27 protein-coding genes and 1 riboswitch are annotated in these 26,385 nt (G+C 53.4%); of the genes, 19 read left to right on the forward strand and 8 right to left on the reverse strand.

All coding sequences use genetic code 11. The features are described 5' to 3' along the window. Positions 1-57: 57 nt before the first annotated feature. The 3 genes from JRJ22_RS08810 to JRJ22_RS08820 all read right to left on the reverse strand — a co-directional run bounded on the left by JRJ22_RS08810 (position 58) and on the right by JRJ22_RS08820 (position 1,320). A complete protein-coding gene (locus JRJ22_RS08810) occupies positions 58-366 on the reverse strand; it encodes a YtpI family protein (protein ID WP_206104116.1) in 309 nt (102 codons plus the stop codon). Positions 367-485: 119 nt separating this feature from the next. Next, complete coding sequence (locus tag JRJ22_RS08815; RefSeq protein ID WP_206104117.1) at positions 486-989, reverse strand: sporulation membrane protein YtrI; 504 nt, start codon at positions 987-989, stop codon at positions 486-488. Positions 990-996: 7 nt separating this feature from the next. After that, positions 997-1,320 (reverse strand): YtrH family sporulation protein, encoded by a 324-nt coding sequence (locus JRJ22_RS08820; RefSeq protein ID WP_206104118.1) that lies wholly within the window; start codon positions 1,318-1,320, stop codon positions 997-999. 145 nt (positions 1,321-1,465) lie between these two features. On the opposite strand from JRJ22_RS08820, the gene JRJ22_RS08825 reads away from it, so the two are divergent. The 6 genes from JRJ22_RS08825 (at position 1,466) to pyk (ending at position 9,768) form a co-directional block, all read left to right on the forward strand. Continuing rightward, complete coding sequence (locus JRJ22_RS08825; protein ID WP_206104119.1) at positions 1,466-5,128, forward strand: DNA polymerase III subunit alpha; 3,663 nt, start codon at positions 1,466-1,468, stop codon at positions 5,126-5,128. A 74-nt stretch (positions 5,129-5,202) separates the two neighbouring features. Beyond that, positions 5,203-5,703, forward strand: coding sequence for a phosphatidylglycerophosphatase A family protein (locus JRJ22_RS08830; protein WP_206104120.1), 501 nt, complete (start codon positions 5,203-5,205; stop codon positions 5,701-5,703). 148 nt (positions 5,704-5,851) lie between these two features. Continuing rightward, entirely contained in the window at positions 5,852-6,040 is a 189-nt protein-coding gene (locus tag JRJ22_RS08835; RefSeq protein WP_054939860.1) for a hypothetical protein, read from the forward strand. Positions 6,041-6,116: 76 nt separating this feature from the next. Then, positions 6,117-7,010, forward strand: a complete 894-nt coding sequence (gene accD, locus JRJ22_RS08840) for an acetyl-CoA carboxylase, carboxyltransferase subunit beta (protein WP_206104121.1) — start codon at positions 6,117-6,119, stop codon at positions 7,008-7,010. A 1-nt stretch (position 7,011) separates the two neighbouring features. Next, positions 7,012-8,013, forward strand: a complete 1,002-nt coding sequence (locus JRJ22_RS08845; protein WP_206104122.1) for an acetyl-CoA carboxylase carboxyltransferase subunit alpha — start codon at positions 7,012-7,014, stop codon at positions 8,011-8,013. A 330-nt stretch (positions 8,014-8,343) separates the two neighbouring features. Then, positions 8,344-9,768, forward strand: coding sequence for a pyruvate kinase (pyk, locus tag JRJ22_RS08850; RefSeq protein WP_206104123.1), 1,425 nt, complete (start codon positions 8,344-8,346; stop codon positions 9,766-9,768). A gap of 104 nt (positions 9,769-9,872) precedes the next feature. On the opposite strand, the gene JRJ22_RS08855 is transcribed toward pyk, so the two are convergent. Next, a complete protein-coding gene (locus JRJ22_RS08855; protein ID WP_232381081.1) occupies positions 9,873-10,616 on the reverse strand; it encodes a G1 family glutamic endopeptidase in 744 nt (247 codons plus the stop codon). Between the two features lie 102 nt (positions 10,617-10,718). Here JRJ22_RS08855 and JRJ22_RS08860 point away from each other — a divergent pair, with 102 nt between their 5' ends. From JRJ22_RS08860 to JRJ22_RS08870, 3 genes are read left to right on the forward strand one after another with little or no spacing between them, the layout of a single operon-like run. Then, entirely contained in the window at positions 10,719-11,900 is a 1,182-nt protein-coding gene (locus tag JRJ22_RS08860; RefSeq protein ID WP_206104124.1) for an MFS transporter, read from the forward strand. Positions 11,901-11,944: 44 nt separating this feature from the next. Continuing rightward, positions 11,945-12,478, forward strand: coding sequence for an acyl-CoA thioesterase (locus JRJ22_RS08865; RefSeq protein WP_206104125.1), 534 nt, complete (start codon positions 11,945-11,947; stop codon positions 12,476-12,478). Further along, positions 12,475-12,873 carry an FxsA family protein gene (locus tag JRJ22_RS08870; RefSeq protein ID WP_054939866.1) on the forward strand — a complete coding sequence of 133 codons (399 nt, stop codon included), beginning with the start codon at positions 12,475-12,477 and terminating at the stop codon, positions 12,871-12,873. Before JRJ22_RS08865 ends, JRJ22_RS08870 begins: the two co-directional genes overlap by 4 nt. Before the next feature lie 230 nt (positions 12,874-13,103). Here JRJ22_RS08870 and JRJ22_RS08875 read toward each other — a convergent pair whose 3' ends face one another. Together JRJ22_RS08875 and ytvI are read right to left on the reverse strand one after the other, a co-directional pair. After that, positions 13,104-13,394, reverse strand: coding sequence for a hypothetical protein (locus tag JRJ22_RS08875; RefSeq protein ID WP_206104126.1), 291 nt, complete (start codon positions 13,392-13,394; stop codon positions 13,104-13,106). Between the two features lie 134 nt (positions 13,395-13,528). Further along, on the reverse strand, positions 13,529-14,644 hold the full coding sequence (gene ytvI, locus JRJ22_RS08880) for a sporulation integral membrane protein YtvI (RefSeq protein WP_206104127.1): 1,116 nt from the start codon (positions 14,642-14,644) through the stop codon (positions 13,529-13,531). Between the two features lie 379 nt (positions 14,645-15,023). On the opposite strand from ytvI, the gene citZ reads away from it, so the two are divergent. The 4 genes from citZ (at position 15,024) to JRJ22_RS08900 (ending at position 19,248) form a co-directional block, all read left to right on the forward strand. Beyond that, positions 15,024-16,136, forward strand: a complete 1,113-nt coding sequence (gene citZ / locus JRJ22_RS08885) for a citrate synthase (protein ID WP_206104128.1) — start codon at positions 15,024-15,026, stop codon at positions 16,134-16,136. A gap of 223 nt (positions 16,137-16,359) precedes the next feature. After that, complete coding sequence (icd, locus tag JRJ22_RS08890; protein WP_206104129.1) at positions 16,360-17,655, forward strand: NADP-dependent isocitrate dehydrogenase; 1,296 nt, start codon at positions 16,360-16,362, stop codon at positions 17,653-17,655. A 103-nt stretch (positions 17,656-17,758) separates the two neighbouring features. Beyond that, positions 17,759-18,700: a malate dehydrogenase gene (mdh, locus tag JRJ22_RS08895; protein ID WP_206104130.1), complete on the forward strand. Its 942-nt coding sequence runs from the start codon at positions 17,759-17,761 to the stop codon at positions 18,698-18,700. 122 nt (positions 18,701-18,822) lie between these two features. Continuing rightward, positions 18,823-19,248 carry a hypothetical protein gene (locus JRJ22_RS08900; protein WP_206104131.1) on the forward strand — a complete coding sequence of 142 codons (426 nt, stop codon included), beginning with the start codon at positions 18,823-18,825 and terminating at the stop codon, positions 19,246-19,248. Positions 19,249-19,316: 68 nt separating this feature from the next. Here the strand turns inward: JRJ22_RS08900 and JRJ22_RS08905 are convergent, their stop codons facing one another. Beyond that, the gene (locus JRJ22_RS08905) at positions 19,317-19,742 is read right to left on the reverse strand and encodes an NUDIX hydrolase (RefSeq protein WP_206104132.1); all 426 of its coding nucleotides are present in this window, start codon (positions 19,740-19,742) and stop codon (positions 19,317-19,319) included. A gap of 232 nt (positions 19,743-19,974) precedes the next feature. Here JRJ22_RS08905 and JRJ22_RS08910 point away from each other — a divergent pair, with 232 nt between their 5' ends. From JRJ22_RS08910 to thiH, 5 genes are all read left to right on the forward strand, one after another. Further along, positions 19,975-20,844 carry an SDR family oxidoreductase gene (locus tag JRJ22_RS08910; protein ID WP_206104133.1) on the forward strand — a complete coding sequence of 290 codons (870 nt, stop codon included), beginning with the start codon at positions 19,975-19,977 and terminating at the stop codon, positions 20,842-20,844. 61 nt (positions 20,845-20,905) lie between these two features. After that, positions 20,906-21,007: riboswitch (TPP riboswitch) on the forward strand. 137 nt (positions 21,008-21,144) lie between these two features. Further along, complete coding sequence (locus tag JRJ22_RS08915) at positions 21,145-21,756, forward strand: thiamine phosphate synthase (RefSeq protein WP_232381082.1); 612 nt, start codon at positions 21,145-21,147, stop codon at positions 21,754-21,756. Then, on the forward strand, positions 21,753-21,956 hold the full coding sequence (gene thiS, locus JRJ22_RS08920; RefSeq protein WP_206104134.1) for a sulfur carrier protein ThiS: 204 nt from the start codon (positions 21,753-21,755) through the stop codon (positions 21,954-21,956). The genes JRJ22_RS08915 and thiS overlap by 4 nt, the downstream gene beginning before the upstream one ends. Positions 21,957-22,056: 100 nt before the next feature. After that, entirely contained in the window at positions 22,057-22,821 is a 765-nt protein-coding gene (locus JRJ22_RS08925; protein WP_206104135.1) for a thiazole synthase, read from the forward strand. A gap of 30 nt (positions 22,822-22,851) precedes the next feature. Then, entirely contained in the window at positions 22,852-23,967 is a 1,116-nt protein-coding gene (gene thiH, locus JRJ22_RS08930; RefSeq protein WP_206104136.1) for a 2-iminoacetate synthase ThiH, read from the forward strand. Positions 23,968-23,992: 25 nt separating this feature from the next. On the opposite strand, the gene yfbR is transcribed toward thiH, so the two are convergent. Further along, on the reverse strand, positions 23,993-24,598 hold the full coding sequence (yfbR, locus tag JRJ22_RS08935) for a 5'-deoxynucleotidase (RefSeq protein ID WP_206104137.1): 606 nt from the start codon (positions 24,596-24,598) through the stop codon (positions 23,993-23,995). Positions 24,599-24,701: 103 nt separating this feature from the next. On the opposite strand from yfbR, the gene JRJ22_RS08940 reads away from it, so the two are divergent. Beyond that, on the forward strand, positions 24,702-26,255 hold the full coding sequence (locus tag JRJ22_RS08940) for a fumarate hydratase (protein WP_206105056.1): 1,554 nt from the start codon (positions 24,702-24,704) through the stop codon (positions 26,253-26,255). Positions 26,256-26,385 lie beyond the last annotated feature (130 nt).

The raw sequence follows: 26,385 nt of genomic DNA on the forward strand, positions 1-26,385 counted from the left end.
GCCTCTGGTGGGATCTTTTATAGATAGACGATGTTATACAAGAGCCATTCTGAAGGATCAGGCTTTTCTTCCGTGCTGGCTCCGGCTGTAATATCCGTAACTGCGCAGCCCCGAGAAAACATTGAAGGCACCGATGACCAGGAAGAGAGCTTCTACAATAATACTGATCGTCGAGCCGCGGAACAGGAACATGGACATCAGAGACAAAGTGACCAGCATGGCACCCAGCAGAATATTCATGATGGAACGCCGGCGGCCCCTTTCCATCGGGTCAGAAGCTCTGCGGGAAGAGAGGCTGTATACGGCGGCGCCGGTCATAAACACCACGAGCAGGATAAACAGCAGATACTTGATTAGCATAATCATGGACAGGCAGCTCCCTTATCAAAGGTTAGAAACGTTGGTGTTGCCCCATACTGTATCTCGGTATACCTGTCCATTATTGTAGCATGATTATTCCCTGTACGTCCGCAAGCTTTGGCTGCTCAACTGCGTTTGTAAGGATGAATCTCGACCCAAATCTGCAGCACACCTTCCATCACCAGCATGGTGCGGATGTTAACGGCGTACTCCTTTTCGCGCACGATATATATTTTGCCGTCCAGCAGCAGCCGTGCAAGCTTCCCGTCTGCATCGATGTCGAACATGCTGCGGCCGCGCATCGGCTCAAGATCAGAGCTCATCTGGCTGATAATTTCCTTCAGGGATACCGGGTCCAGGGAGGCTGCGCCTTCTTCGCTTTTGCTGTTCTCGGTACGGAGCTTGATCTCGCGGATAACCGTCGAGGTGTTGTTGTATTTCTTAAGGGTTTTGATATCTTTACGGTATTGCTCGATTTGCAGCCGCAGTTCCTGATTGGTAAGCCAGAGGACATTATACCCCGCATGAAAAATGGAATTGTATATGACGGCTCCCACCACCATGCCCAGCACAAACACGGCGGAAATTTGCGAAAAACGGCGGTAGCGCTGAAACGGGGGGACTCTCATCTGCGCTTCACCCCTTGCCGCACACCCATTTGACCAGCTCGCTGCCCATATGAGCGCCCAGAAAGGCGAAGACCAGGTAGAGGATTTGTTTGATCGCAGGAGAAAGATTGCCCTCCACCATGTTGCTCTCAATGACCCGCATAGGGTCGATGGTGCCACCGACAGCCGCTGCGAGCGCCCAAATTTTTATCCGGTTGGCGATATCCAGCATCGTCTGTGTAGGCGGCTGAAGGGAAACGACTGCCCCGATTCCGCCCAGCATGGCGCCGCCCAGCACAATACCGCAGGCGATGAAGAAATCGAGGACGGCTTTGCTTAAGAAAACGTTCATAAAAGGCCCCTTTCCGGACAAGGTCCATTTACCGACTCGGCCTGTCCTTGTGCGCTTAATCCATTCTATGGGCGGTTCCCCTTGGAATATGATAAAATAGTTTCATCTTATGTTTTGATTTTGGAACCGAAGGGAAGTGGGGAAGATGAGCCCTTTCGTGCATTTGCATGTGCACAGCGAATACAGTTTACTGGACGGGGCGGCGCGCATTACGGATCTCGTGCGCCGGGCCGGCGAATACGGCATGAAGTCGCTGGCGCTGACGGATCATGGAGTAATGTATGGGGCAATCCCCTTTTATAAAGCTTGCGTAGCGAACGGTATTAAACCGATCATCGGCTGCGAAGCCTATCTGACCGCAGGCTCACGCCGTGAGCGCGGCAGCCGCAAAGATCAGCCGATTTACCATCTGATCCTGCTCGCGAAGAATGAAACCGGCTACAGAAACCTGATGCGGCTGGTTTCGATCGGCCATCTCGAGGGCCAGCACTATAAGCCGCGCATTGATATGGAAGCTTTGGCGGCTCACGCCGAGGGCATTATCTGCCTCAGCGCCTGTCTGGGCGGAGAAGTGCCGCAACATCTGCTGCACGGGCGTGATGATGAGGCATATAAAGCGGCGAAGCGGTATCAGGAGATTTTTGGCGAGGACTTCTATCTGGAGCTGCAGGATCACGGCATTCCTGAACAGAAGCGGGTCAATCCGAAGCTGATTGCCCTGGCGGCGGAATGCGATATTCAGCTGGTGGTTACGAATGACGTTCACTATCTGGCCAAGGAGGATGCCGAGGTTCAGGATGTGCTGATCTGCATCGGCACCGGTAAGACGGTGGATGATGAGGAGCGGCTGAAGATCGGAACGGACCAGCTGTTCCTCAAGAGCGGCGAGCAGATGGCGGCGCTGTTTCCGCATGTGCCCCAGGCTATTCGTAACACGCTGGAAATCGCCGAGAAATGCAATCTGGAGCTGACGTTCGGCCAGCATATTCTCCCGGAGTATTCCCCGCTTCCGGAAGGGCTGGATGCAGCCGCTTACCTGCGGGAGCTCTGCCGCAGCGGGCTGGAAGCCCGTTATGCGGATACGCCGCTCTGGGCTTCACCCGAGCGGAAGGCGGCAGCCGAGGACCGGCTGGCCTATGAGCTGGGTGTTATCGAGAGCATGGGTTTCAGCGATTACTTCCTGATCGTCTGGGATTTCATTGCCTACTGCCACCGCAAGGGCATTGCTACAGGCCCGGGACGCGGTTCCTCTGCCGGCAGTCTCACTGCGTATACCCTGCGGATCACAGATGTCGACCCGCTGAAATACAATCTGCTCTTCGAGCGTTTCCTTAATCCCGAACGGATCACGATGCCGGATATTGATATCGACTTCAGTGACGAGCGCCGCGATGAGGTGATTGCTTACGTTGTTGACAAATACGGAAAGGAGCATGTGGCACAGATCATCACCTTTGGGACGATGGCTGCACGGGCGGCTGTCCGCGATGTCGGCCGGGCGCTGAATCTGCCTTACAATGAGGTGGACAAGGCAGCGAAGCTGATCCCTGGACAGCTGGGCATCAGCATTGCCCGCGCACTGGAGAGCAGTCCGGATCTGAAGGCGCTGTACGAGACCCATCCGAAGACCAGGGGCCTGCTGGATATGGCGATGAAGGTTGAAGGCATGCCGCGGCATGCATCCACACATGCCGCCGGGGTCGTCATTTCCAAAGGTCCCCTGACCGATGCGGTGCCGCTTCAGGCCGGGAATGAGAGTACAGCGCTGACCCAGTATTCCATGGAGCATCTGGAGAGTGTCGGACTGCTCAAAATGGATTTTCTGGGGCTTCGCACCCTATCCATTATCGAACGCTGTATGAACTGGATCAGGGAGATGGACGGCAGTATTCCCGATTTCCGCATCGTGCCCGATAATGACCCGCTGACCTACGAAATGCTCGGGGCCGGCGAGACCACCGGCGTCTTTCAGCTGGAGTCGGCCGGGGTACGGCGGGTTCTGAAGGACCTGAGGCCCTCGGGCTTTGAGGACATCGTATCCGTACTGGCGCTTTATCGTCCGGGTCCGATGGAATTCATTCCGAAGTTTATCGCCGGCAAGCACGGCGAAATCGCTGTAGAATATCCGCATGCCGATCTGACGCCGATTCTGGCGGATACTTACGGGATTATCGTGTATCAGGAGCAGATCATGCAGATCGCCTCCCTTATGGCCGGCTTTTCGCTCGGTGAAGCGGATCTGCTGCGCCGGGCAGTGTCGAAGAAGAAACGCGAGACACTAGACAAGGAGCGCAGCCACTTCGTACAGGGCAGCCTGCAGCAGGGTTACCAGGAGGCGGATGCGAACGCCGTTTATGATATGATTGTCAGATTCGCCGATTACGGATTCCCGCGGGCGCATGCAGCCGCCTATGGTGTGCTGGCCTTCCAGACGGCTTATCTGAAGGCGCATTATCCCGTGCAGTTTATGGCAGCGATGCTGACGGCTGTGATGGGCACCCACCGCAAGGTGGCGGAATATGTGCTGGACTGCCGCCGTACAGGTATCGGGGTGCTGCCGCCGGATGTCAACGAAAGCGGAGTGCTGTTCACCCCGGTTCCCGGTGAAGGTGACGGACATATCCGCTTTGGACTGGCAGCGGTGAAGAATGTCGGCACGCTGGCTGTGGAGAACATTATGGCCGTCCGCAAGGAGCGGCCGTTCGACAGCCTGCTCGATTTCTGCCGCCGTGTCGATTTGCGCGTCTGCAACAAGCGGGTGATCGAATCGCTGCTCCAAGCGGGTGCATTCGACCGGCTGCCCGGGCACCGGGCACAGCTGCTCGCTATGCTTGACGAGACGGTGGATGCTGCAGCCAAATGGCGCAAGGAGCGCGATGAGCTGCAGATTCAGCTGTTCGACGACCTTATTGAGACGCCGAACTGGGAAATCCGTTATCCGGATATCCCGAGATTCACTGTGACCCAGCAGCTGGAGCTGGAACGTGAGCTGCTCGGGCTGTACCTGTCCGGCCATCCGCTGGACGACAGCGTAGCACTGCTTGAGGAGCCGGGGATACAGCGGCTCATGGATCTCGGCGAAGCCCCGGATGAGAGCCAGACGGTTACGGCCGGAATGGTTGTCTCGGTTAAAGAGATTACGACAAAAGCCGGCAAGGCGATGGCATTTGTCGAATGGGAGGACCAGATCGAGCGCTGCGAGGTCGTGCTGTTTCCTGAGGTGTGGAAACGCAGCCGCAGCCTGATTGAGAAGGGTGCGCTGTTAGCCCTGCGTGCCAAGGTGCAGCAGGAGGATGAGGGCTTCAAGCTGCTGGCCGAAGAGGTCGCGCCGCTCGGCGCGGACGCGCTCCGCGGCCTGCTGCAGCGCCGCAGCGCAGCTGCCTCCCGGTCGGCCGGCGGCGGCCGGGGCGCCTCTGCAGGAGCCCAGCGCAGCGCTCCTGCTTCCCGGAGCGGCGCCGGGGGAACCGGCGCCGCAGGGGGCAGTGCAGGCGGCACAGCTACGCCTGCAGCCCCGGCGGCCGCGCCTGCGGATGCGGCCCGGCCAGCGGCCCCGCGCCCGGCGGCTGCCGCGGGGGAGAACGGCCAGCGTGTCTTTATCAAGATCACGCAGGCCTCGGAGAACCCCGCGCTGCTCTCGCGCCTGCAGGCACTGCTGCAGACCCATCCCGGGCCTGCAGCCACCCTGCTGTTCTATGAGCGGGAGCAGCGGCTGCTCGCACTAAGCGACAGCTACCGCATTGAACCGGCGCCGGAGCTGATTGCGGCGGTCGAAGAGATGCTGGGAGCCGGTACAGTGAGAATAAAATAAGCACATTTCCGCCCTTTTCCGCATACATTAGGAAACCACTGGGAACTGTCCCGTGCGGAAAGGGGAATGGCATCATGTCCTATCAAATGGCAACAGAGCTGCTGGAGCGCAGGGGAGTTACGTTAACAGCCATCGCTGAGATCGTATATATTCTGCAATCGGCGTATTATCCGGACTTAACGCAGGAAGAGTGTATGTCCAGCGTCAAGTCGGTCCTTGGCAAAAGAGAGGTGCAATATACGCTCATGACGGGCGTTGCCCTCGATGAACTGGCAGAACAAGGGCTTCTTCCCCAGCCGCTGCAGGCGGTGATGGAAGCGGATGAATCGCTCTACGGGGCGGACGAGACTCTGGCGCTCGGCATCACGGGGGTCTATGGCATGATCGGACTGACAGGCTTTGGTTATCTGGACAAAATAAAGCTCGGCATTATCGGCAGCCTGAACGATGATCCGGGGAAAATCCACGTCTTTCTGGATGATCTGGTGGCCGGAATTGCCGCCGCTGCTTCAGCCAGAATTGCCCATCGTCATGAAGGGGCGAAGGTGTATCCCCATGTCACCGGTACGCCATAATTGATCCGCTGTTAGCTGACGAATGCGGCCTCCTGGTCTGGCTTCCTCTGCTTTACTCCTGTTGCGGGAAAAAAGAAAACTGTGTTATCATGATTCCATTATACGCGGGATACGGCTGGGAATTGAGATTAGGGAGGCTTTGCAGGGCATGTGGACGGTAATCTATATAGCGCCAACCGCCAAAGTGGCAGATATGATTCAGAGCAAGCTTACAGAAGAAGGTTTCATGGTCAAGTGCCGTCCGATTAATATGTCCAAGCAGCAATTTGAAATTCTGGTTCCTTCAGGCGAGCTTGAGGAAGTTCAGGAAGCCCTTAATCTGATTTTACATCCCTAATTTAAAGACCTATAGTGCAGTAATAACAGCGGCAAGCTGCTGAATGCGCAAATAAACGGCTGAAGAGGTGCGACCCTTGTTCAAAGATTTATTTCAGAAAAAACGGAAGTACGCGACTATTCCTTCAGAACGTCTGGAGCGGAGCGGCGGACCGGCGGAAGGCGAACGCCCGAAGCGGGAGATTCCCGAAGGGCTCATGAGCAAATGCAGTAAATGCGGTACGATCCAGTACAGTAAGGAACTGGAGAAGAATTTCAAGGTATGCCCGTCCTGCGGCTATCATATGCGGCTGAACGCGATGGAGCGGATCGCCATGACTCTTGATCCCGAAGGGTTTATTGAGTTTGACAGCGAGATGGCCTCCGTAGACCCGCTGCAGTTTCCGGGCTATGCCTCGAAGCTGGAACAGCAGCAGTCCAAAACCGGACAAGTTGAAGCTGTAATCACCGGCCAGGGAACGATCGGCGGCCATCCGGTCATTGTAGCTGTAATGAATTTCGAATTCTTCAGCGGCAGTATGGGTTCGGTTGTCGGCGAGAAGATCACCCGGGCGGTGGAAGAAGCTACGGAGAAGAAGCTTCCAATGCTGATTTTCTCCACTTCGGGCGGTGCCCGGATGCAGGAGAGTATTCTCAGTCTGATGCAGATGGCGAAGACCAGCGCAGCCCTGGCCCGGTTTGGCGAGGCCGGAGGATTATATATTTCGGTTATTACCGATCCAACGACAGGTGGCGTGTCCGCGAGCTTTGCGAGCCTTGGCGACATTATTATTGCCGAGCCCGGGGCGGTATTCGGATTCGCCGGAAGAATCGTAATAGAGCAGACAATCCGGCAGAAGCTGCCGGATGATTTCCAGACCGCTGAGTTTAATCTTCAGCATGGACAGCTTGATCTGGTGGTGCACCGTAAGGAAATGCGGTCGACGCTGACCAAGCTTTTGGAATTGCATGATGTGAAAGGGGGATTTTAGGTTGGCGGGAGAGTTGCCTTTTGAAATGCCTCTGGTAGAAATGCGCAAGAAGATCGCTGAGCTGAAGCAGTTTGGCGATGAGAAGGGCATCGATTTTACCGATGAAGTTGCCCGGCTTGAAGAACGTTACCGTGTACTCGCGGAAGAAATATATTCAAACATCTCGGCTCCCCAGAAAATGCATCTCGCCCGGCATCACGGGCGTCCGACGTCGCTTGATCTGATCGGGCTGATCTTTACAGATTTCATGGAGCTGCACGGCGACCGCTTGTTCGGAGACGACCTTGCGGTAGTCGGCGGGATTGCAAGGCTGAACGGCATGCCGGTTACCGTCATCGGCCAGCAGCGGGGCAAGGATACGAAAGAGAACATCCTGCGCTTCTTCGGCAGTGCACATCCCGAGGGCTTCCGCAAAGCGATGCGGCTGATGAAGCAGGCGGAGAAGTTCGGCCGTCCCATCATCACCTTTATTGATACCAAGGGGGCTTACCCCGGAAATACGGCAGAGGAACGCGGACAGTCTGAGGCGATTGCGCGCAGTCTCTACGAGATGTCCCAGCTTGCTGTGCCTGTTATCTGCGTAGTCATTGGTGAAGGCGGCAGCGGCGGAGCTTTGGCACTGGCGGTGGGCAACCGTGTGCTAATGCTGGAACATGCCATCTACTCAGCGATCTCCCCGAACGGTGCAGCCTCCATCCTGTGGAAGGATGCAGGCAAGGCAGAGCAGGCGGCTGAAGCGATGAAGATTACGGCAGCCGATCTTTTGGCGATGGAAGTGATTGAAGAAATCGTCCCTGAGCCAAGGGGCGGGGCGCACCATGATTACGAAGCAACCGGGGCAGCAATCAAGGACGCCGTATGGCGCCATTTGCAGGAACTGTCCGGTCTGGATCCCGCAGAGCTCAAAGAGGACCGCTACCGTAAATTCCGCAAAATCGGTGAGTTTGCCGAAGGCGCGCAGGAGTCAGAGATTCTTGAAGAAGAAGTGCAGAACGTGGAGTAGCAGGACAACTTTATTTGCACTTTCACACATATGTAAAATCCTTCCGGTCCTAAGTTTGGAAAGACTGGAGTATACATTTTTTCCCACAACAATCATCCCGCGAACCTTGCGGGATGATTTTTATTTTCCGGACAAGCGTCGTAAATTCGACTTATATTTACACGGAAAAGACGCTAGAACATTGATTTTGTTTCCAGTTTGCAGTAATATTCATTAGGGCGCGGTAAAAGGTACATGTGACAAAGTTCCTATACAAACAACAAGCCTTATAGTAGATTTTGTAGTTGGAAAAAGTGAGACAGAGAGAACGAAAAAACGGAGGAAAACCTAATGCGGAAAAGTAAAATTGTATGTACGATCGGACCTGCTAGTGAATCGTTGGAGAATATCAAAAAATTGATTTTGGCTGGTATGAATGTAGCCCGTCTGAACTTCTCCCACGGCGACTATGAAGAGCATGGCAACCGGATCAAAACGATTCGTCAGGCTTCCCAGGAACTGGGCAAGACCGTTGCTATCCTGCTTGACACCAAAGGACCAGAAATTCGTACAGGCAAGCTGGAAGTAGAACCGATTGAACTGGTTCAGGACGAGTACCTGACATTGACTACGGAAGAAATCCTTGGTGACCAGAACCGTATCTCTATCACTTACAGCGACCTTCCTAACGACGTTTCGGTTGGATCAACAATCCTGATCGATGACGGTCTTATCGGACTTACAGTTGTAGACATTCAAGGCACAGAAATCAAGACCCGTATTGTTAACGGCGGTACGATCAAGAGCAAGAAAGGCGTTAACGTACCAGGAGTTTCTATCTCCCTGCCGGGCATTACAGAAAAAGATACCAACGATATCGTATTTGGGATCGGACAGGACATCGATTTTATTGCCGCTTCCTTCGTTCGCAAAGCCAGCGACGTTCAGGAAATCCGTGCACTGCTTGAGAAGCATGACGCTTCCCATATCCAAATCATCTCCAAGATCGAAAACCAAGAAGGTGTCGATAATCTTGATGAAATTTTGGCGGTTTCCGACGGCCTTATGGTTGCCCGTGGTGACCTCGGCGTAGAAATTCCTGCTGAAGATGTGCCATTGGCTCAGAAGCTGATGATTCAAAAATGTAACATTGCCGGCAAGCCGGTAATCACAGCTACCCAAATGCTGGATTCCATGCAGCGTAACCCGCGTCCTACACGCGCTGAAGCAAGTGACGTAGCGAACGCTATCTTCGACGGTACTGATGCAATCATGCTGTCCGGTGAAACTGCTGCCGGGAAATATCCGGTAGAATCCGTGCTCACAATGTCCCGCATTGCTGAGAAAGCGGAATCCGCGCTGAACCACCGTGAAATTTTCATGAAGCAACAGATTGCCCAAGAAACAACGGTTACTGAAGCTATCAGCCAATCCGTAGCGATCTCCGCTCTGGACCTGAATGCAAAAGCTATCATTTCTTCGACAGTAACTGGCCACACTGCACGCGTGGTTTCTAAATACCGTCCTAAATCCCAAATCATCGCCGTAACGACTCAAGAAAGAACTATGCGTCAATTGGCACTGGTATGGGGCGTAACTCCAGTATTCGGTAACGAAGCTACTTCGACCGACGAACTGCTGGAAACTGCACTCAAAGGCGGTAAAGCTTCCGGACTGGTAAAAGCAGGCGATCTCGTTGTGATCACTGCCGGTATTCCACTGGGACGTTCCGGTTCCACTAACCTCGTGAAAGTGGACACGATTCCTGCCGACTAAGATACGCGTCTATACGCTGATCTATTAAATGTTATATAAAAAGCAATGGTGTAATCCGCCATTGCTTTTTTGCTTGATATCAGGGCTTCAAATGTTTATATTGGCTAAGAGCGAACAGAAATGGGACTTTTCAAGTAAGCTTGAGATCGTCCTTTACGATATATACGTTTCACTGTAAAAGCATCGCCCCTGGCGTTGGGGCATGAGGGTACGGCAACCGTAATTTTGTTTTGGATCATGATCCCCCCGTTACCGGCAGTGAGCTTAGGGCTTTTTCCGTTGACCCGGCAGCAGCTGAAGCGTGTCGGCGTCAAATGGGCTAAGGGAGCCACGGTGTTGCCGATCTGGGGAGCTTCCATAATCCATTCGGCGGAGCTCTGCGGACCGTTATAGCGCTGGAGGGTACGAAAGGTCCATTGCTTGCTCAAATTACAAAGTATGATGCACCATTTACCGCTGCTGACCTTCATGATTGTGGCCCGGATCCGGTCACCCGGTGAGACCGGGAGCTGGATAACCGTCTCTGCTGCGGGCAGGATCTCCCACCAGGCGTAATAGTGAACCGTTCCGTTGACGGATTCATGTCCGGTGCCGGTCTGAATCAGGCTGCTGTTCTTGAAGCCGTCGATCCCGATCCATGCTGAAGAATAAGTGGGTTTAGATGTGGGTTTAACGAAGGGTACGATCCACTCGGCGGAAATCCGCCGGAAAGCGCCTTTTTTGCCTCTGATCGCATATCCGCTCCAGTTGCTTGACGTCCAGCCGAAACCGGTGCTCCGGGTTCTGCCCTGGTTAGTTTTATCTGTATAACAGGGCTGACTGCGCTTTAATCTATGAACTATGCTCACTTATCCACCGCCTTAAATTAGATTCTGCTCTATCTAATGCGGTGAAGTCTCGTAAAGGTTGGGTTATCTGTTAAAAAGGATTGGAGAGGACTTATAGTATCTATGGATAAATTACTGAAGCTGCGCGGCTTCTATCTCTTTTTGGGCCTGGCCGGAGGCTCTTTCGGCTCCTATCTGACACTGCTTTTGAAGTATAACGGTATGGATGTCAGCCAGATCGGCATGATGATGGCCACTGGTACATTGATCGCCATCTGCATTCAGCCGGTGTGGGGTCTAATCGCTGACAGATACAATCAGGCACGCCTTGTACTGATCCTTAGTGTGGCCGTGCCGGCGGTGCTGGCTGTTTTTTACCGCTTCGAATATTTCATGGTATTGCTGCTGATTTACACAGTGTCCACCATCTTCTCGTCTACACAGGCTCCTATCGCCGATTCTTACGCCATTGCAGCCGCGAACAAGGCCGGGTCCTCTTACGGCAGCATCCGGCTTATGATGAGCATAGGAGCGGCTGTAGGGGCCTATGCGGGCGGGCAATATATTGAGAATTTCTCGGTATCTACAATCTGGCTGCCTTTTCTGGTTCTGAATTCGGCTGCGGTAATCATTGCCCTGACACTGCCGAAGCAGGCAGAAGAGAATCACATGATGAGCCAGTCGTTCTCCCAGGGTGTCAAGAAGCTGCTTGGCAACAGCGTTTTTCTGGCCTTTCTGGGCGGCTGTTTTCTAGTTAACCAGACAATGGCGGCGTTTGGCACTTACTTTGTGGTAGCTTTTCAATCGGTCGGCGGCTCTGCGAGTCATGCCGGTATTGCCTTGTTTATTGCTTCCTTTACCAATGTGCCTTCCATGCTGTATGCCTCGAAGGTTATCCGTAAGCTTGGCCGTGAACGCACACTGCTACTAGGTGCGCTTATCTATGTACTGCGCTGGGGAATTCAAGTGGCCTTCCCTTATCCTTCGGTAATGATCGGAGTACAAGTGCTGCACGGCCTGTCCTTTGGCCTCTTTTATATCGCTGCCGTGGAATATGTATCTCAGATCACTTCACCGGAAATGCAGGCAACGGGCCAAAGCGTCTTTAATATCGTCTTCTCCGGATTAGCCGGAATTTTGGGCAATTTGCTGAATGGCTTTCTGCTGAGCGAAGGCGGCGTGGAGCTGATGAACCTGTCCTGTATGCTTAGTGCCGCAGTAGGAGCGGTTCTGCTGCTCTACGTAGCCAGAAGCTCCGGCAGCAAAGTTCCGCGGACGTTGCCTTCGAACGGGCTGGGAATCTAACAGCTACATAACAGGCCTGACATTACAGAAAGGGGCATTTTTACATGGAATCACGTAATCAGGTTCATGCCAGCCGCTGGTATAGTACCGCTTTCCGCGTTAGATATCAGGAGACGGATCAGATGGGGGTGGTATATCATGCCAACTATCTGAGCTGGTTTGAGAGCGGGCGTACCGAAATGTTCCGCGGGCTTGGCTTTGCCTATCGTTCACTTGAGGATTTGGGTGTGCTTCTTCCGGTGACTGCCGCAGATTTGCAATTCAAAAGCCCGGCACGCTATGATGATCTTATTGTTGTGTATGCCCGGCTTAGTGTCTTTTCGGCATTGAGAGTGGTATATGAATATGAAATCCGCCGGTTAACAGAGCAGGAAGACGATGGCCCCGGTTATCAGTCCGGGTCAGGGATGAATTCAGTGCCGCTGGATCAGCCGTTGCCCGGCGACCTGCTGGTTAGCGGATCAACCTCTCATGTCTGGTTAAACAAGGACTGGAAGCCGGTTAGGCTGGACCGGGCGCTGCCCGAGCTGTACCGCGCCATAACCGGGGCGCTGAGGGAAGAAGGAGGGGCAGTATGATTAGAAGTAAATGGCTGTGGGCTGCTATGTTTATTATCCCGGCCGTGGAATTATTCGGGTTCATCTTTGTTGCAGAACATCTCGGAGCACCCAAAGCGTTGCTGCTCATGCTGGTTACTTCGGTTATCGGTTTTCTCATGATGCGTTTTGAAGGCAAGAAGGTGCTGCAGGACAGCAGAGTGCAAATGCAGGAGGGCAAGGTGCCGGGAAGGACCATGCTGGACGGCTTATGTATTTTTTTCGGCGGCCTGCTGCTGATTTTGCCGGGCTTCGTAACGGATATAATCGGTTTTTCACTGGTGTTTCCGCTGACCCGGCCACTGTACCGGGTTTTTCTGCTGAAATGGATCGAGAAGAAAATGAAAAACGGCACCTTCACTTTTTACCGGAGGTAATCGTGAGGCAGCCGTGTGCTTCATAGCTTTAGCGCTCGTTCAAGCGCCCCTGCTGACTTTGTGCAGCAAGGGCGTTTTTTATTGCATTTAGCTACTAGTCAAGTTAAACCCGCGTACCAATAAGCGCCTAACTGCCTGACCGCTATATTGTGCTACCAAGCCCCAAGCGGGAGGCACGGCCAGAACAACGGGATAAATCCCATTAATTCTGCCGCAAGCGGGAGGAATGGCTAGAACAATGGGATAAATCCCATTAATTCCGCCGCAAGTGCGCGGCATGGCCAGAACAGTGGGATAAATCCCACTAATTCCGATGCAAGTGGGCGGCACGGCCAGAACAATGGGATAAATCCCATTAATTCCGCTGCAAGCGGGCGAAACGGCCAGAACAAAGGGATAAATCCCACTAATTCCGCTGCAAGCGGGCGGAACAGCCAGAACAGTGGGATAAATCCCATTAATTCCACCGCAAGCGGGCGGCACGGCCAGAACAATGGGATAAATCCCATTAATTCTGCCACGCACTTACCGCAGGCGGAAGCCGGGCTTATGCGAAAAGGCGTTGGATGGGGAAGAGATTAGACTACCGGATTATGCGGACTATCGCTGTACCTGATGACAAGCGGTGAAGAGTACGGAAGGCTGCTTTTTTAGACTAATGCAGTTTGCCGCTTACGATGTAGCTATGAAGTGCCCGGAAGACGCCTGCGCGGTTGAAGGCATCAAGAATGACCAGGAGGACAGGGCCGAGCAGAAGGCCGAGCATGCCGAACAGCTGGAGGCCGGCAAACATGCCGATCAGCATCGTCAGCGGGTCCAGTCCGATGCTGCTGGCCAGCACCTTTGGCTCAAGCACCTGGCGGGTAATGAGAATTACCGCATAAAGTACCAGCAGGCCGATGGCAAGTCCCAGATCACCTGTCATATAGGAATACAGCGCCCAAGGAAACAGAACCACGCCGACGCCTACATATGGGACCATATCGACCAACCCGATAGTCAACCCGATAACAAAGGCAGAATTCACCCCCAGCAGCAGCAGGCCGATGATGACGATGGCAGCGGTGACCGAAATCAGCACGACCTGGGCCCGCAGGTAGCCAACCAATGCTTTGCGCAGATCACTCCAGATCTCGGAGACCGGACGCACGAGAGGGGGCGGCAGTAAGGCGGTCAGTCTGGCATTATGGCGTTCCCACCCGGTACTTATAAAGAAAGCGGCCAGCACAATCACCATCAGGATGGTACCGAGGCTCGGCAGCGCAGAGATCAGCTTCAGGATCATATTGAAAAATCCGGTAATAAGCTCCGTCACGGCATTGCCGACCGTTTCCGTTGTCCGGTTGATATTGCTGTCGATCGTATCGTGATAGCCCGGATTTTCGTGGTAAAACTGGTTGATTTGGTTAATGATATTCTGAATACTGGCGTTGCGGCTGATAGACAGCAGCAGATCCCGCCACTCTCCGGTATGGAGGTCAAAGGTCTGCAACAGCACAATGAGCTCCTTCACGAGGCGGGTTATCAGCGCTGTCAGCACAAGAGCTGTCCCGCCGATGTAGAAGAGCAGAGAGAGCGATACAGCCAGCCACCCCGGCAATTTAAAGCCCTTCAGGATCAGCACCAGCGGATGGATAAGATAAGCCAGCATCCAGGCGAGCAGCAGCGGGTAAATGAGCGGCAGCAGTACATACAACGCGAGGAGCAGAACCGCCCCGGCAAGCACGACCCACAGGCCGCGCAGCACTCTTTTGAACAGCAGCGAATCCATCGCCACACCTCCCGTCCTACTGATTATTGCTCGTCTTATGTATATTCAAAGATCGGGTTTGCAGACTATTTAAAGACCGGAATTTAGAAGAAGAAAGCCCTCTATATACACTGAAAGCGCAATCATGAAACAGGTCGATCAGAAGTTTTTTTCTATCCCTCCGATAAAATCATTTGATGCCGAACAAAGCTTCCACGTTGTTCACATAACCGTCAAAATCCGGTATGATTATTACAGCTTCTGTTTCGAAAGTTAGTTGCAATCCTTAGAAGATGTATAAATACCTCTTTTTTATGACGTTGTTATCCGTTAAATTGTAAATGTTTTCATGATGTTAGCAATGGCTTGTACACCCTCGTTGGCAAAGGAGAGATATACTATGACAGCTACTAAAGGCCTGGAAGGCATCGTTGCTACGACCTCCTCCATCAGTTCCATTGTGGATGGCGTACTTACTTACCGCGGATATGATATCGATGATCTTGCGGTGAATGCCACCTTTGAAGAGACCGCTTATTTGCTGTGGTTCGGCAGCCTGCCGACTACACCGGAGCTGCAAGCTCTGCAGCGTGATCTCAGCGCGTTCGCAGAGGTCCCTGAGCAGGTAATTGCCCAGATGAAGCTTTATCCAAAGACAGCGAACACGATGGCCGCGCTGCGTTCTGCCGTATCTAGCCTTGCGCTATACGATGAAGCTGCCGATGATATGAGCCGTGAAGCCAATGAAATAAAGGCAGTGAAGCTGCAGGCTCAGATTCCTACGCTTGTGGCTGCACTTGCACGTATCCGCAAAGGCCTGGAGCCGGTTGCCCCAAGAGAGGGTGTCTCGATCGCAGAGAATTTCCTGTATATGCTGTGGGGCAAACAGCCCGATATCATTTCAGTCAAAGCGCTGGATGCGGCTCTGGTGCTGCATGCTGACCATGAGCTTAATGCGTCCACTTTTGCCAGCCGGGTAACCGTAGCTACACTGTCCGATATTTATTCCGGTGTAACCTCGGCCATCGGCGCGCTCAAAGGCCCGCTGCATGGCGGTGCGAATGAAGCCGTAATGAAGATGCTGGAGGAGATCGGCAGCCTGGAGGCGGTAGAGCCTTATATCCGCGCCAAGCTGGAACGCCGCGAGAAGATTATGGGTTTCGGGCACCGTGTATATAAGAACGGCGATCCGCGTGCCAAACATCTGATGAAGATGTCGCAGGAGCTGGGAACGATGAAGAATAACACCACACTCTACGATATGTCCGTCAAGATTGAGGAGCTGATTACCGGACAGAAGGGACTGAAGCCGAACGTAGACTTCTATTCCGCTTCGGTCTATACACAGCTGGGCATTGAGCGTGAGCTGTTTACGCCGATTTTTGCGATCAGCCGGACTTCGGGCTGGACAGCGCATATTCTGGAGCAGTACGAGGACAACCGCATTATCCGCCCGCGTGCTGAATACACAGGAATGCTTGAGCAGAAATATGTGCCGGTAGACGAGAGATAATTAAGAGGACTTGCAGGCTCCATCGCCCCTTAGTAGAATTATAGGTACGCAGCGCGTATCGGCGGACCCGGCAGACGTTTCCCAGGGAGCTTCTTGAACAGAGAGCTAACCCGGGAAGCGGCTGCTGAACTAAACTAGCTTAAGCTAATGCTTCCGGAGCAGGTTTGTAGTAGTAACGTCTAGGTAGCGTAGCCCACAAAACTTTTAGGAGGAATCCCCACAAATGTTGAAATTGGAGAAATACGATCTGCCGACAGAAGGCGAACAAATCACGATTGAAAATGGCAAACTGGTGGTTCCGGCTCATCCGATCATTCCGTTTATCGAAGGCGACGGCACAGGCCGCGACATCTGGAAAGCCTCCAAGCGTGTGCTTGATGCTGCTGTAGACAAAGCTTACGGCGGGGAGAAAAAGATAGCCTGGTACGAAGTGTTTGCCGGCGAGAAAGCCTTCAATACATATGGTGAATGGCTGCCGAACGATACGCTGGAAGCAATCCGCGAGTACATCGTAGCGATCAAAGGACCACTGACGACGCCAATCGGCGGCGGTATCCGCTCACTCAACGTGGCGCTGCGCCAGGAGCTGGATCTCTACGTATGCTTGCGTCCGGTGCGTTATTTTGACGGAGTTCCTTCACCGGTGAAACATCCGGAGCTGGTGGACATGGTTATTTTCCGGGAGAATACAGAGGACATTTATGCCGGTATCGAGTATAAAGAAGGCTCTGAGGAAGTGAAGAAAGTTATCGAGTTCCTGCAGAAGGAAATGGGCGTGAACAAGATCCGCTTCCCGGAAACATCCGGAATCGGCATCAAGCCGGTATCCTCTGAAGGCTCGAAGCGCCTCGTCCGTGCTGCGGTGGAATATGCAATCAAGCATGGCCGCAAGAGTGTGACGCTGGTGCACAAGGGAAACATCATGAAATTCACCGAAGGCGCATTTAAGAACTGGGGATACGAAGTGGCTGAGCAGGAGTTCGGCGATAAAGTGTTTACCTGGAATCAATATGATGTCATCAAGGAGCGTGACGGAGAAGCAGCGGCGAATGCGGCCCAGAAGGAAGCGGAAGCCGCCGGCAAAATCATCGTTAAAGACGCCATTGCGGACATCGCGCTGCAGCAGGTGCTGACCCGCCCGACCGACTTTGACGTAATCGCTACACTGAATCTTAACGGGGACTACCTGTCTGATGCACTGGCTGCACAAATCGGCGGCATCGGAATCGCACCAGGAGCCAATATTAACTATATAACAGGCCATGCGATCTTCGAAGCTACTCACGGAACGGCCCCTAAATATGCGGACAAGGATGTTGTAAATCCTGGTTCAGTAATTCTTTCCGGTGTTATGCTGCTTGAGCATCTCGGCTGGCAGGAAGCGGCAGATCTGATCTATAAAGGCATGAGCACTGCGATCAACAACAAGACAGTAACTTATGACTTTGCCCGCCAGATGGAAGGCGCGACAGAGCTGAAGTGCTCGGCATTCGCCGACGAAATTATCAATCACCTGTAAGGTATTCACAGCGGATCGGGCTGAAGGAGCGTATGCTCCGGAGGCCCGTTTTGTGCGAAGATAAGCATTAATAAAATTTTAATAAAAATTAGGAGGTCCACCTGTGGCCATCAAACGTTATAAAATTACAGTCGTAGGCGCCGGTTTTACCGGAGCTACTACGGCGCTTATGCTTGCACAGAAAGAACTGGGAAATGTAGTACTGCTTGATATTCCACAGCTGGAGAATCCGACCAAGGGGAAGGCGCTCGACATGCTGGAAGCCGCTCCTGTGCAGAAGTTCGACAGCCAGATTACCGGCACTTCAGATTATGAGGATGCAGCGGATTCTGATATCGTTATTATCACAGCAGGGATTGCCCGCAAGCCGGGAATGAGCCGCGATGATTTGGTAAACACCAATGCCGGTATTGTCAAATCCGTTTGCGAGAACATTAAGCGTGTGGCACCGGAGTCTATCGTCATCATCCTGAGCAATCCGGTGGATGCGATGACTTATGCCGCTTATCATGCGCTGGGGTTCCCCAAAAACCGCGTAATCGGTCAGTCAGGTGTGCTGGATACGGCACGTTACTGCACGTTTATTGCCCAGGAGCTGAACGTTTCGGTTGAGGATGTGCGCGGCTTCGTGCTTGGCGGACATGGAGACGATATGGTTCCTCTTGTACGCTACTCCAGTGTAGGCGGTATTCCGATTGACAAGCTGATTCCAGCGCAGCGCATTGAAGAGATTGTACAGCGCACCCGCGTTGGCGGTGGAGAAATTGTTAGCCTGCTTGGCAACGGCAGCGCTTATTATGCGCCGGCGGCCTCCCTGGTGCAGATGACAGAAGCAATTCTCAAAGATAAGAAACGGATCATCCCTGTCATTGCCCTGCTGGAAGGGGAATATGGCTATGACGGGTTGTTCATGGGTGTTCCAACCCTGCTTGGCGCGGACGGCATTGAGAAGATCTATGAATTGGAGCTTACCGCTGAAGAGCAGGCAGCCCTGGATAAGTCGGCAGATTCAGTACGTGCAGTAACTTCTGCAGTTACACTCTAGGAATATACGGATAGCAGCCCCCATTTTTTAAATAGAAATGGGGGTTTTCTTTTCTTGTGGGATTTAGTCAGGTATAATTGGAATGTAACATATATCACAGCGACTAATGGAGGAGGTAAAGGATGGACCGTTTTTTATTTTTCCTACATATGATCGGGACGCTGGCACTCGGGTTTTATCTGGTGCTCCCTTTTATTCTGAGCGGTGCACAGAAGCTTTCCGCTCCGGCTAAAGAGGGCACGCTCAGTGCAGTTAGCGGCTTCAACCGCTTTGCCCAGTATGGTCTGGTCATTCAGCTGTTAACTGGCGGTTATATGATGTCACAAGGAGATTATACTGTGGCATGGATGGCAGTAGTTGTAGTACTGCTCCTGGCCATGTTCGCGCTGGGCGGCATCATGAACAAGCCGCTCCGCCTGGCTGCAGCCGGAATCCGCGAGAACCGCGATGTAACTGCCCATACAGGTAAGCTGCGGACGATGAGCCTGCTGCTTATGGTTGTATTGATTCTTATGATTTTCTTCATGGTGTACAGACACATTATTTAAGACCGGAGAATGAGGAATTGCCCTGGCGGCCGCGGCTGCTGGGGCAATTTGTGTTGTCCGGGTATATTTTACTCCAGTTCCTCCAGCTCCAGGATATGATACTTCACGAATTCGGCAAAAATCTGCGGCGGCAGCAGACCGCGGAGCAGGTCCTTTGTACACCATCTGTAGTCGGTATGCTCTTCTGACAGCCGGATGACCTGTTCCGCACTGCGGCATAGATAGGTGATAATTATAACCTGCCTCGCTGGATCGGTTAAGAAGGATGCCGCATACAGCAGATTATCCACAGTGACCGTTAAACCGGTCTCCTCCTTAATTTCTCTTACCAGAGCGGCCTCCAGGCCTTCTCCGAACTCTATTTTTCCACCGGCGCACTCCCAGGTGCCCCCGCCTACAGCATCTGCAGACGCACGCTGGACCAGCAGGATTTTTCCTTCGTTGATGATGACACCTTTGACAGCGACGATAATATTACGGTTATTTTTAGTCATGCAGCACACCTCCCTCATTGCTACTATCTGATACAGTCTATTCTTCAGTATATAAAGCTTCCGCGTGAAAAACGACAGTATTTTCGTTTGACCGCCGCTTAACTGTGGTAAGTAACATATCGTAAAGCCATTTTGTACCTAAGTCCAGTATAGTGCATAACCTCCCCATCCTGAGCCATCCTAAGATGATGAAATTTACCATCCATGTGTAAAAGCGAAAGGAGAATGGATCATGCCAGATAACAAACAGCCACAAAAAACCCTGCCTCCGCAGGAGCAGGACCGCCAGCCGGGAATTGAAAGTCAAATGAACCCGCTGCCTGAATTTGAGACATCAGCCTATAAAGCAGCAGGCAAGCTGCTGGGTAAAGCTGCCCTTATAACCGGTGGAGACAGCGGAATCGGACGTGCGGTTGCCGTGCATTTTGCCAAGGAGGGTGCGGATGTCGTTATTTCCTATCTGAACGAACACAGCGACGCCGAGGAAACCAAAAGACAGGTGGAACAGGAAGGACGAAAGTGTATCCTGATTGCCGGCGATATCGGCGTAGAAGCCTTCTGTCAGGATCTGATCAACAAGACGGTGGAGGGGCTCGGCAAGCTGGATATCCTGATCAACAATGCCGCCGAGCAGCATCCGCAGGATAAGATTGAGGACATCACTGCTGAACAGCTGGAGCGGACCTTCCGCACGAATATCTTTTCGATGTTCTATCTGACCAAAGCGGCCATGCCTCATCTCAAAAAAGGGTCCACGATCATTAACACGACTTCCATTACGGCTTACAGGGGGAGCCCTCAGCTGCTGGACTATTCTTCCACCAAGGGAGCGATTCTCAGCTTTACCCGCTCACTGTCAATGAATCTGGCGGATAAAGGCATCAGAGTCAATGCTGTAGCTCCGGGCCCGATCTGGACACCGCTGATTCCATCCACCTTTGACGCGAAGAAGGTCAGTGAGTTCGGCGGCACACAGCCGATGAAGCGTCCGGGACAGCCGGAGGAGCTGGCACCAGCCTATGTGTATCTGGCTTCCAGCGATTCATCCTATGTAAGCGGCCAAGTTATTCATGTGAATGGCGGCGAAATTATTAACGGCTGACAGGCTAGCTTTTTGTAGGAATATTATGTTAATATAGACCACGTTAGCAAACAGCATATGAAATTGTCACTAGGGGTGCCGCGAGGCTGAGACGAACTTACGGTTCGGACCCTTTGAACCTGATCTGGTTTATACCAGCGTAGGAAAGTGGAGAATGAATTGACTGCAGCGCAGCGGGTTTAGAAGCTCAGCCCGTATTTCTGTATACATTTATGACTGCCTCCTATTGCGGGGGCAGTTTTTTTTGCGTTTGGTGTTATCAAGGGGGAAGGAAGGTGACTAAAGCTGGCTGAAATTCATTTGATTTCGGACGGGAGGCTGGATGCGGCTCACTTTGCGGCAATGGCGGCCGCTATTCATCCGCAGCTGGACTTTATTCATCTGCGGGAAAAGCAGCGGTCCGCCCGGGAGCTGCTGGACATGACCGGAAAGCTCCTACTGGCGGGGGTTCCATCATCCAAGCTGGTCATCAATGACCGGGTGGATGTTGCGCTGGCGGCCGGAGCGGCTGGTGTTCAGCTGGCCTGGCACAGCCTTCCGCTATCTGCCGCACGTGCCGCTGCTCCCGTACTGCGGCTGGGAAAGTCAGTGCATTCTGTGCAGGAGGCGGAGGAAGCAGGCAGGCAGGGGGCTGATTTCTGCCTGTTCGGGCATGTGTTTCCTTCGGTCTGCAAGCCGGGCCAGCAGGAGCGTGGCCTTGCACAGCTGGCGGATGCTGTGCGTGTGTGCGGTATTCCGCTGATCGCGATCGGCGGGATTACACCGGCCAATACCGGATTAGTCCTCCGGCAGGGGGCGGCTGGCATTGCAGTAATGTCCGGCATTTGCAGTGCGGATGACCCGCTGGCTGCCATACGTGCCTATAGGAGAGCAGTTATACAGGCTGAAGATAAAGGAGGTGAGGGGGCATGAAGCTAATTATCAACGGCAAACCCGGAGAATTTGCGGACGACTGCCGGACTGTGGCTGATCTGCTGAGCCTGCCGCAATGGAACAAACGGCTGGTCATTGTAGAGCTGAACGGTGACATTGTTGGCAAAGATCATTACATAAACACTGCGCTAGGAGAAGGCGACCGGATTGAGCTTGTTCATTTTGTCGGCGGGGGCTGAGGACACATTATCTTTCTCCCGGCAGTAATTGTCCGGTGTTCCGCCCTTCAATCAGCAAGTTCAATTTATTTAATATATTTCATATCAGGAGGCGAACCCCATGTCAGATCCTTTTGTACTCGGCGGTATTCCATTAACCAGCCGCTTGTTTATAGGAACCGGTAAATACAGCCGTAATACGCTGATCCCTGAGGTTGTAGCATCGTCAGGCTCACAGGTAATTACAGTAGCCCTGCGCCGGGTTGATCCGCAGAGCCAAGAGAATATTATGAATTATATTCCTTCCCAGATGACGCTGCTTCCCAATACCTCCGGCGCACGCACTGCAGAAGAGGCCGTCCGCATAGCCAGACTGGCCAGAGCAGCCGGTCTCGGCAACTGGGTGAAAATTGAGGTGATCAGCGACCAGAAGTATCTGCTGCCTGATAATAGCGAAACCATCCGCGCTACAGAAATACTCGCCGCCGAGGGCTTCGTGGTGCTTCCTTATATGAGTCCGGATCTGTCCGCTGCACTGCGGATGAAGGCAGCCGGCGCCGCAGCCATTATGCCGCTGGGGGCTCCAATCGGCTCGAATCGCGGCTTGCAGACCAAAGAGCTGTTGCGCATTCTGATTTCAGAGGTGGATCTTCCCATTATTGTAGATGCCGGAATCGGCAGACCCTCAGAAGCTGCAGAAGCGATGGAAATGGGCGCTTCCGCTGTCCTGCTGAATACAGCCATTGCGACCGCCCGCGATCCGCTGCTGATGGCTGAGGCTTTCCGTGAGGCCGTATCGTCTGGCCGGAAGGCTTATCTGGCTGGACTCGGTCCGGTGGAGGAGGCCGCAGTCCATTCATCGCCGTTGACGGGATTTTTGAACTGATAGTTAGCTTAAGTGGAATGGGGGAGGAATATGAGCTTTTATGAAACGGTGCTTCGACTGGAACAGCTTCCTTACGAAACCTTATGGAAGCAGTTCACAGCGGAGGATGTGAATCGGGCGCTGCGTAAGGAACGCCTGGATGAACACGATTTGCAAGCCCTTCTGTCACCTGCTGCAGCGTCCTGCCTGGAGGAGATGGCACAGCGTGCACAGCAGTTGACCCGTAAGCATTTCGGACATGTCATGCAGCTGTTCACACCGATGTACCTCGCTGACTTTTGCGTCAATCACTGCACGTACTGCAGCTTCAGCTCCATTTATGATTTTCCGAGAAAAAAGCTGGGCCCTGAGGAGCTCAGGCAGGAGGCTAGCGTGATCGCAGCTTCCGGCTTCCGCCACCTTCTGGTCCTTACCGGGGAGTCACGTAAGGAGAGCCCGACGGCTTATGTGAAGGATTGTGTGAAGATCCTCCGGGAATATTTCTCTTCCGTAAGTATTGAAGTGAATCCGCTGTCCATAGAGGAATACAGGGAGCTCATGGAGGCCGGAGTGGACGGACTAACCTTGTACCAGGAGGTATACCATCAGGAGACGTACCGCAAGCTGCATATCAAGGGACCTAAAAGAGTCTACCGGAACCGCCTTGATGCGCCTGAACGCGGCTGTCAGGCAGGATTCCGGGCTGTCAATATCGGAGCTTTGCTCGGGATGTACGATTGGCGGCAGGAGGCCTTCTTCACCGCGATGCATGCACGGTATCTGCAGGACAAGTACCCGGAATGTGAGATCGGGCTGTCTGCCCCGCGGTTTCGACCGTACCTGGGTGAGTTCAATCCGGATAGCGACGTAACCGACCGTGCGCTGGTGCAGATTATTCTGGCTTACCGCCTGTTCCTGCCCCGCGCCGGCATTACCTTATCCACGCGTGAGCCTGCTTCCTTAAGAGATCGTCTGGTTCATCTGGGGATAACGAAAATGTCCGCAGGGGTGTCTACCGAGGTTGGGGGACATACCCAGACGGGCGGCACGCCGCAGTTCGAAATTTCCGACAGCCGGAATGTACAGGAGATCATAGATATGCTTATAGCAAACAACCTGCAGCCGGTGTTCAAAGACTGGGATATCCTTACAGTAGCTCCGGTGTAGAGTCCGCTAAAGCCAACTGCCCCCTTCAGTTCTCCGCGGACAGCTCATCGAGCGACATCTCAAAGCCCTGCGCCATATGAACCAGGAAATACTCCATCTCTGGCAGCGCGAGACCCGTCAGCTTGGCAAGCGTCTGCTCCTTGGCGGCGGCGAACTCGCGGTTGCCTGCCGCGGTTTCCCAGACGCATTTCAGGTAGGCGTCGAGTACATCCGCTGCCTTCACATAGCGGAGCAGTTCGGCATTCTCGGAGCCGGCGGGGCTGTCCTGCGGCTGCAGGAGCGGCGTATAGATGGCGCCAAGCTCCGGCGGAATCATCGCCGTCAGGCGCTCGGCGGCGACCCGCTCCATCTCGCGGAAGCTTGACAGCAGCCGCGGATTGTTATGTTTAACCGGCGTGGCGATATCGCCGGTGAATACCTCGCTGGCATCGTGGAACAGCGCCAGCGTGGCGGCACGGTCGGCGTTCAGCGAACAGCCGAAGTGGACATTGCCGATGGAGCAGAGCATATGCGCCAGCAGGGCGACCTGGAACGAATGCTGCGCCACGTTCTCCGGTGCGGTGCTGCGCATGAGGCTCCAGCGCTGAATATACTGGAGACGGTAAAGATAGGCCGAAAAATGGTAGTTCATTTTTTAAGTAACCCCTTTCATGCAGAGCTGAGTGTGATATGATAATAACTAATTGTATCAGACTTTAGACAACCTGGAACTGATGAGAGGAGCCGGAATGAAGATGCAGAATTTTGAAGAAAGCATTTATAATCTGATCGTAGAGACCTCTACAAACCTGCCGGGTGATGTGCGCAGAGCCGTTGCCAAGGGGCGTGCACTGGAAGACCGGGCCACCCGCTCGGGGCTTGCCTTAACCACGATTGCGCAGAATATCGGCATGGCCGAGCTTCAGGTATCGCCGATCTGTCAGGATACGGGGATGCCGACTTTTATCATTCATACTCCTGTAGGCGTCAACCAGATTGAGATGAAGAAGGATATTCACAGCGCGATCATCCGCGCTACTAAGAACGGTAAGCTGCGGCCTAACTCCGTCGACTCGCTGACTGGTGAGAACAGCGGAGATAACCTTGGTGCAGGGACGCCGGTGATTCATTTTGAACAGTGGGAAGAGGAGAACGTGGACGTCCGGCTTATTCTTAAAGGCGGAGGCTGCGAGAACAAAAACATCCAGTACAGCCTGCCTGCAGAACTTGAGGGTCTGGGCAAAGCGGGACGCGATCTTGAAGGCATCCGTAAATGTATTCTGCACGCGGTGTATCAGGCGCAGGGTCAGGGCTGCAGTGCCGGCTTTATTGGCGTAGGCATAGGCGGCGACCGGACAACCGGCTATGAGCTGGCGAAGAAGCAGCTGTTCCGCAAGGTCGAGGATGTTAATCCGGTTGAAGACTTGCGCAAGCTGGAAGACTATATTATGGAGAATGCCAATAAGCTGGGGATCGGTACGATGGGCTTCGGCGGTGAAGTGACACTGCTGGGCTGCAAGATTGGTGTGATGAACCGGCTTCCGGCCAGCTTTTTCGTATCGGTGGCTTATAACTGCTGGGCATTCCGCCGCCAGGGGATACTGGTCGAGCCCACAACCGGAAATATTAAGGAATGGCTCTACGAGAGCGGCACAGGCATCTCCGTTGATGAACCAGCTCCGGCTGTACCAGTGCCGGATGCTGTGCCTGCCAATGCTGCGGGCGGTTCACGCGAGGTCCGCCTGACTACGCCGATCAGTGAGGAAGAGATCCGCAGCCTGCGGGTGGGCGATGTGGTCATCCTCTCCGGGGAGATGCACACCGGAAGGGATGCGCTGCATAAATACCTGATGGATCATGATGCCCCGGTCGATCTGAACGGTGCAGTTATCTACCACTGCGGTCCGGTGATGCTGAAGGATGATGAAGGCTGGCATGTGAAGGCGGCAGGCCCGACTACTAGTATCCGCGAAGAGCCTTATCAAGGTGAGATTATCAAAAAATTCGGCATCCGCGCCGTAATCGGCAAGGGCGGAATGGGTCCCAAAACTCTCCAAGCCCTGCAGGAGCACGGCGGTGTATACCTTAACGCAATCGGCGGGGCGGCGCAGTATTATGCGGAATGCATCAAGAAAGTCAACGCTGTTGACTTCATGGAATTCGGCATTCCGGAGGCGATGTGGCATCTGCAGGTGGAAGAATTTGCGGCTATCGTCACTATGGATGCGCAAGGCAACAGCCTCCATGCCGATGTTGAGAAGGATTCAGCAGCCAAGCTGGCCCAGTTCCGTGAAGCGGTATTTAAATAACAGAACAAAATCAGTCAATACTCAAAAACCTTCTTTCATATTCCGGAGAGAAGGTTTTTTGACATTTATTATGCTTGACAGCGCATACATGATCATGGTAATTTTTACTTGGGAAACCGGTTTCCTTACC

The organism is Paenibacillus tianjinensis (genome assembly GCF_017086365.1).
Taxonomy (GTDB): Bacteria; Bacillota; Bacilli; order Paenibacillales; family Paenibacillaceae; genus Paenibacillus_AQ; species Paenibacillus_AQ tianjinensis.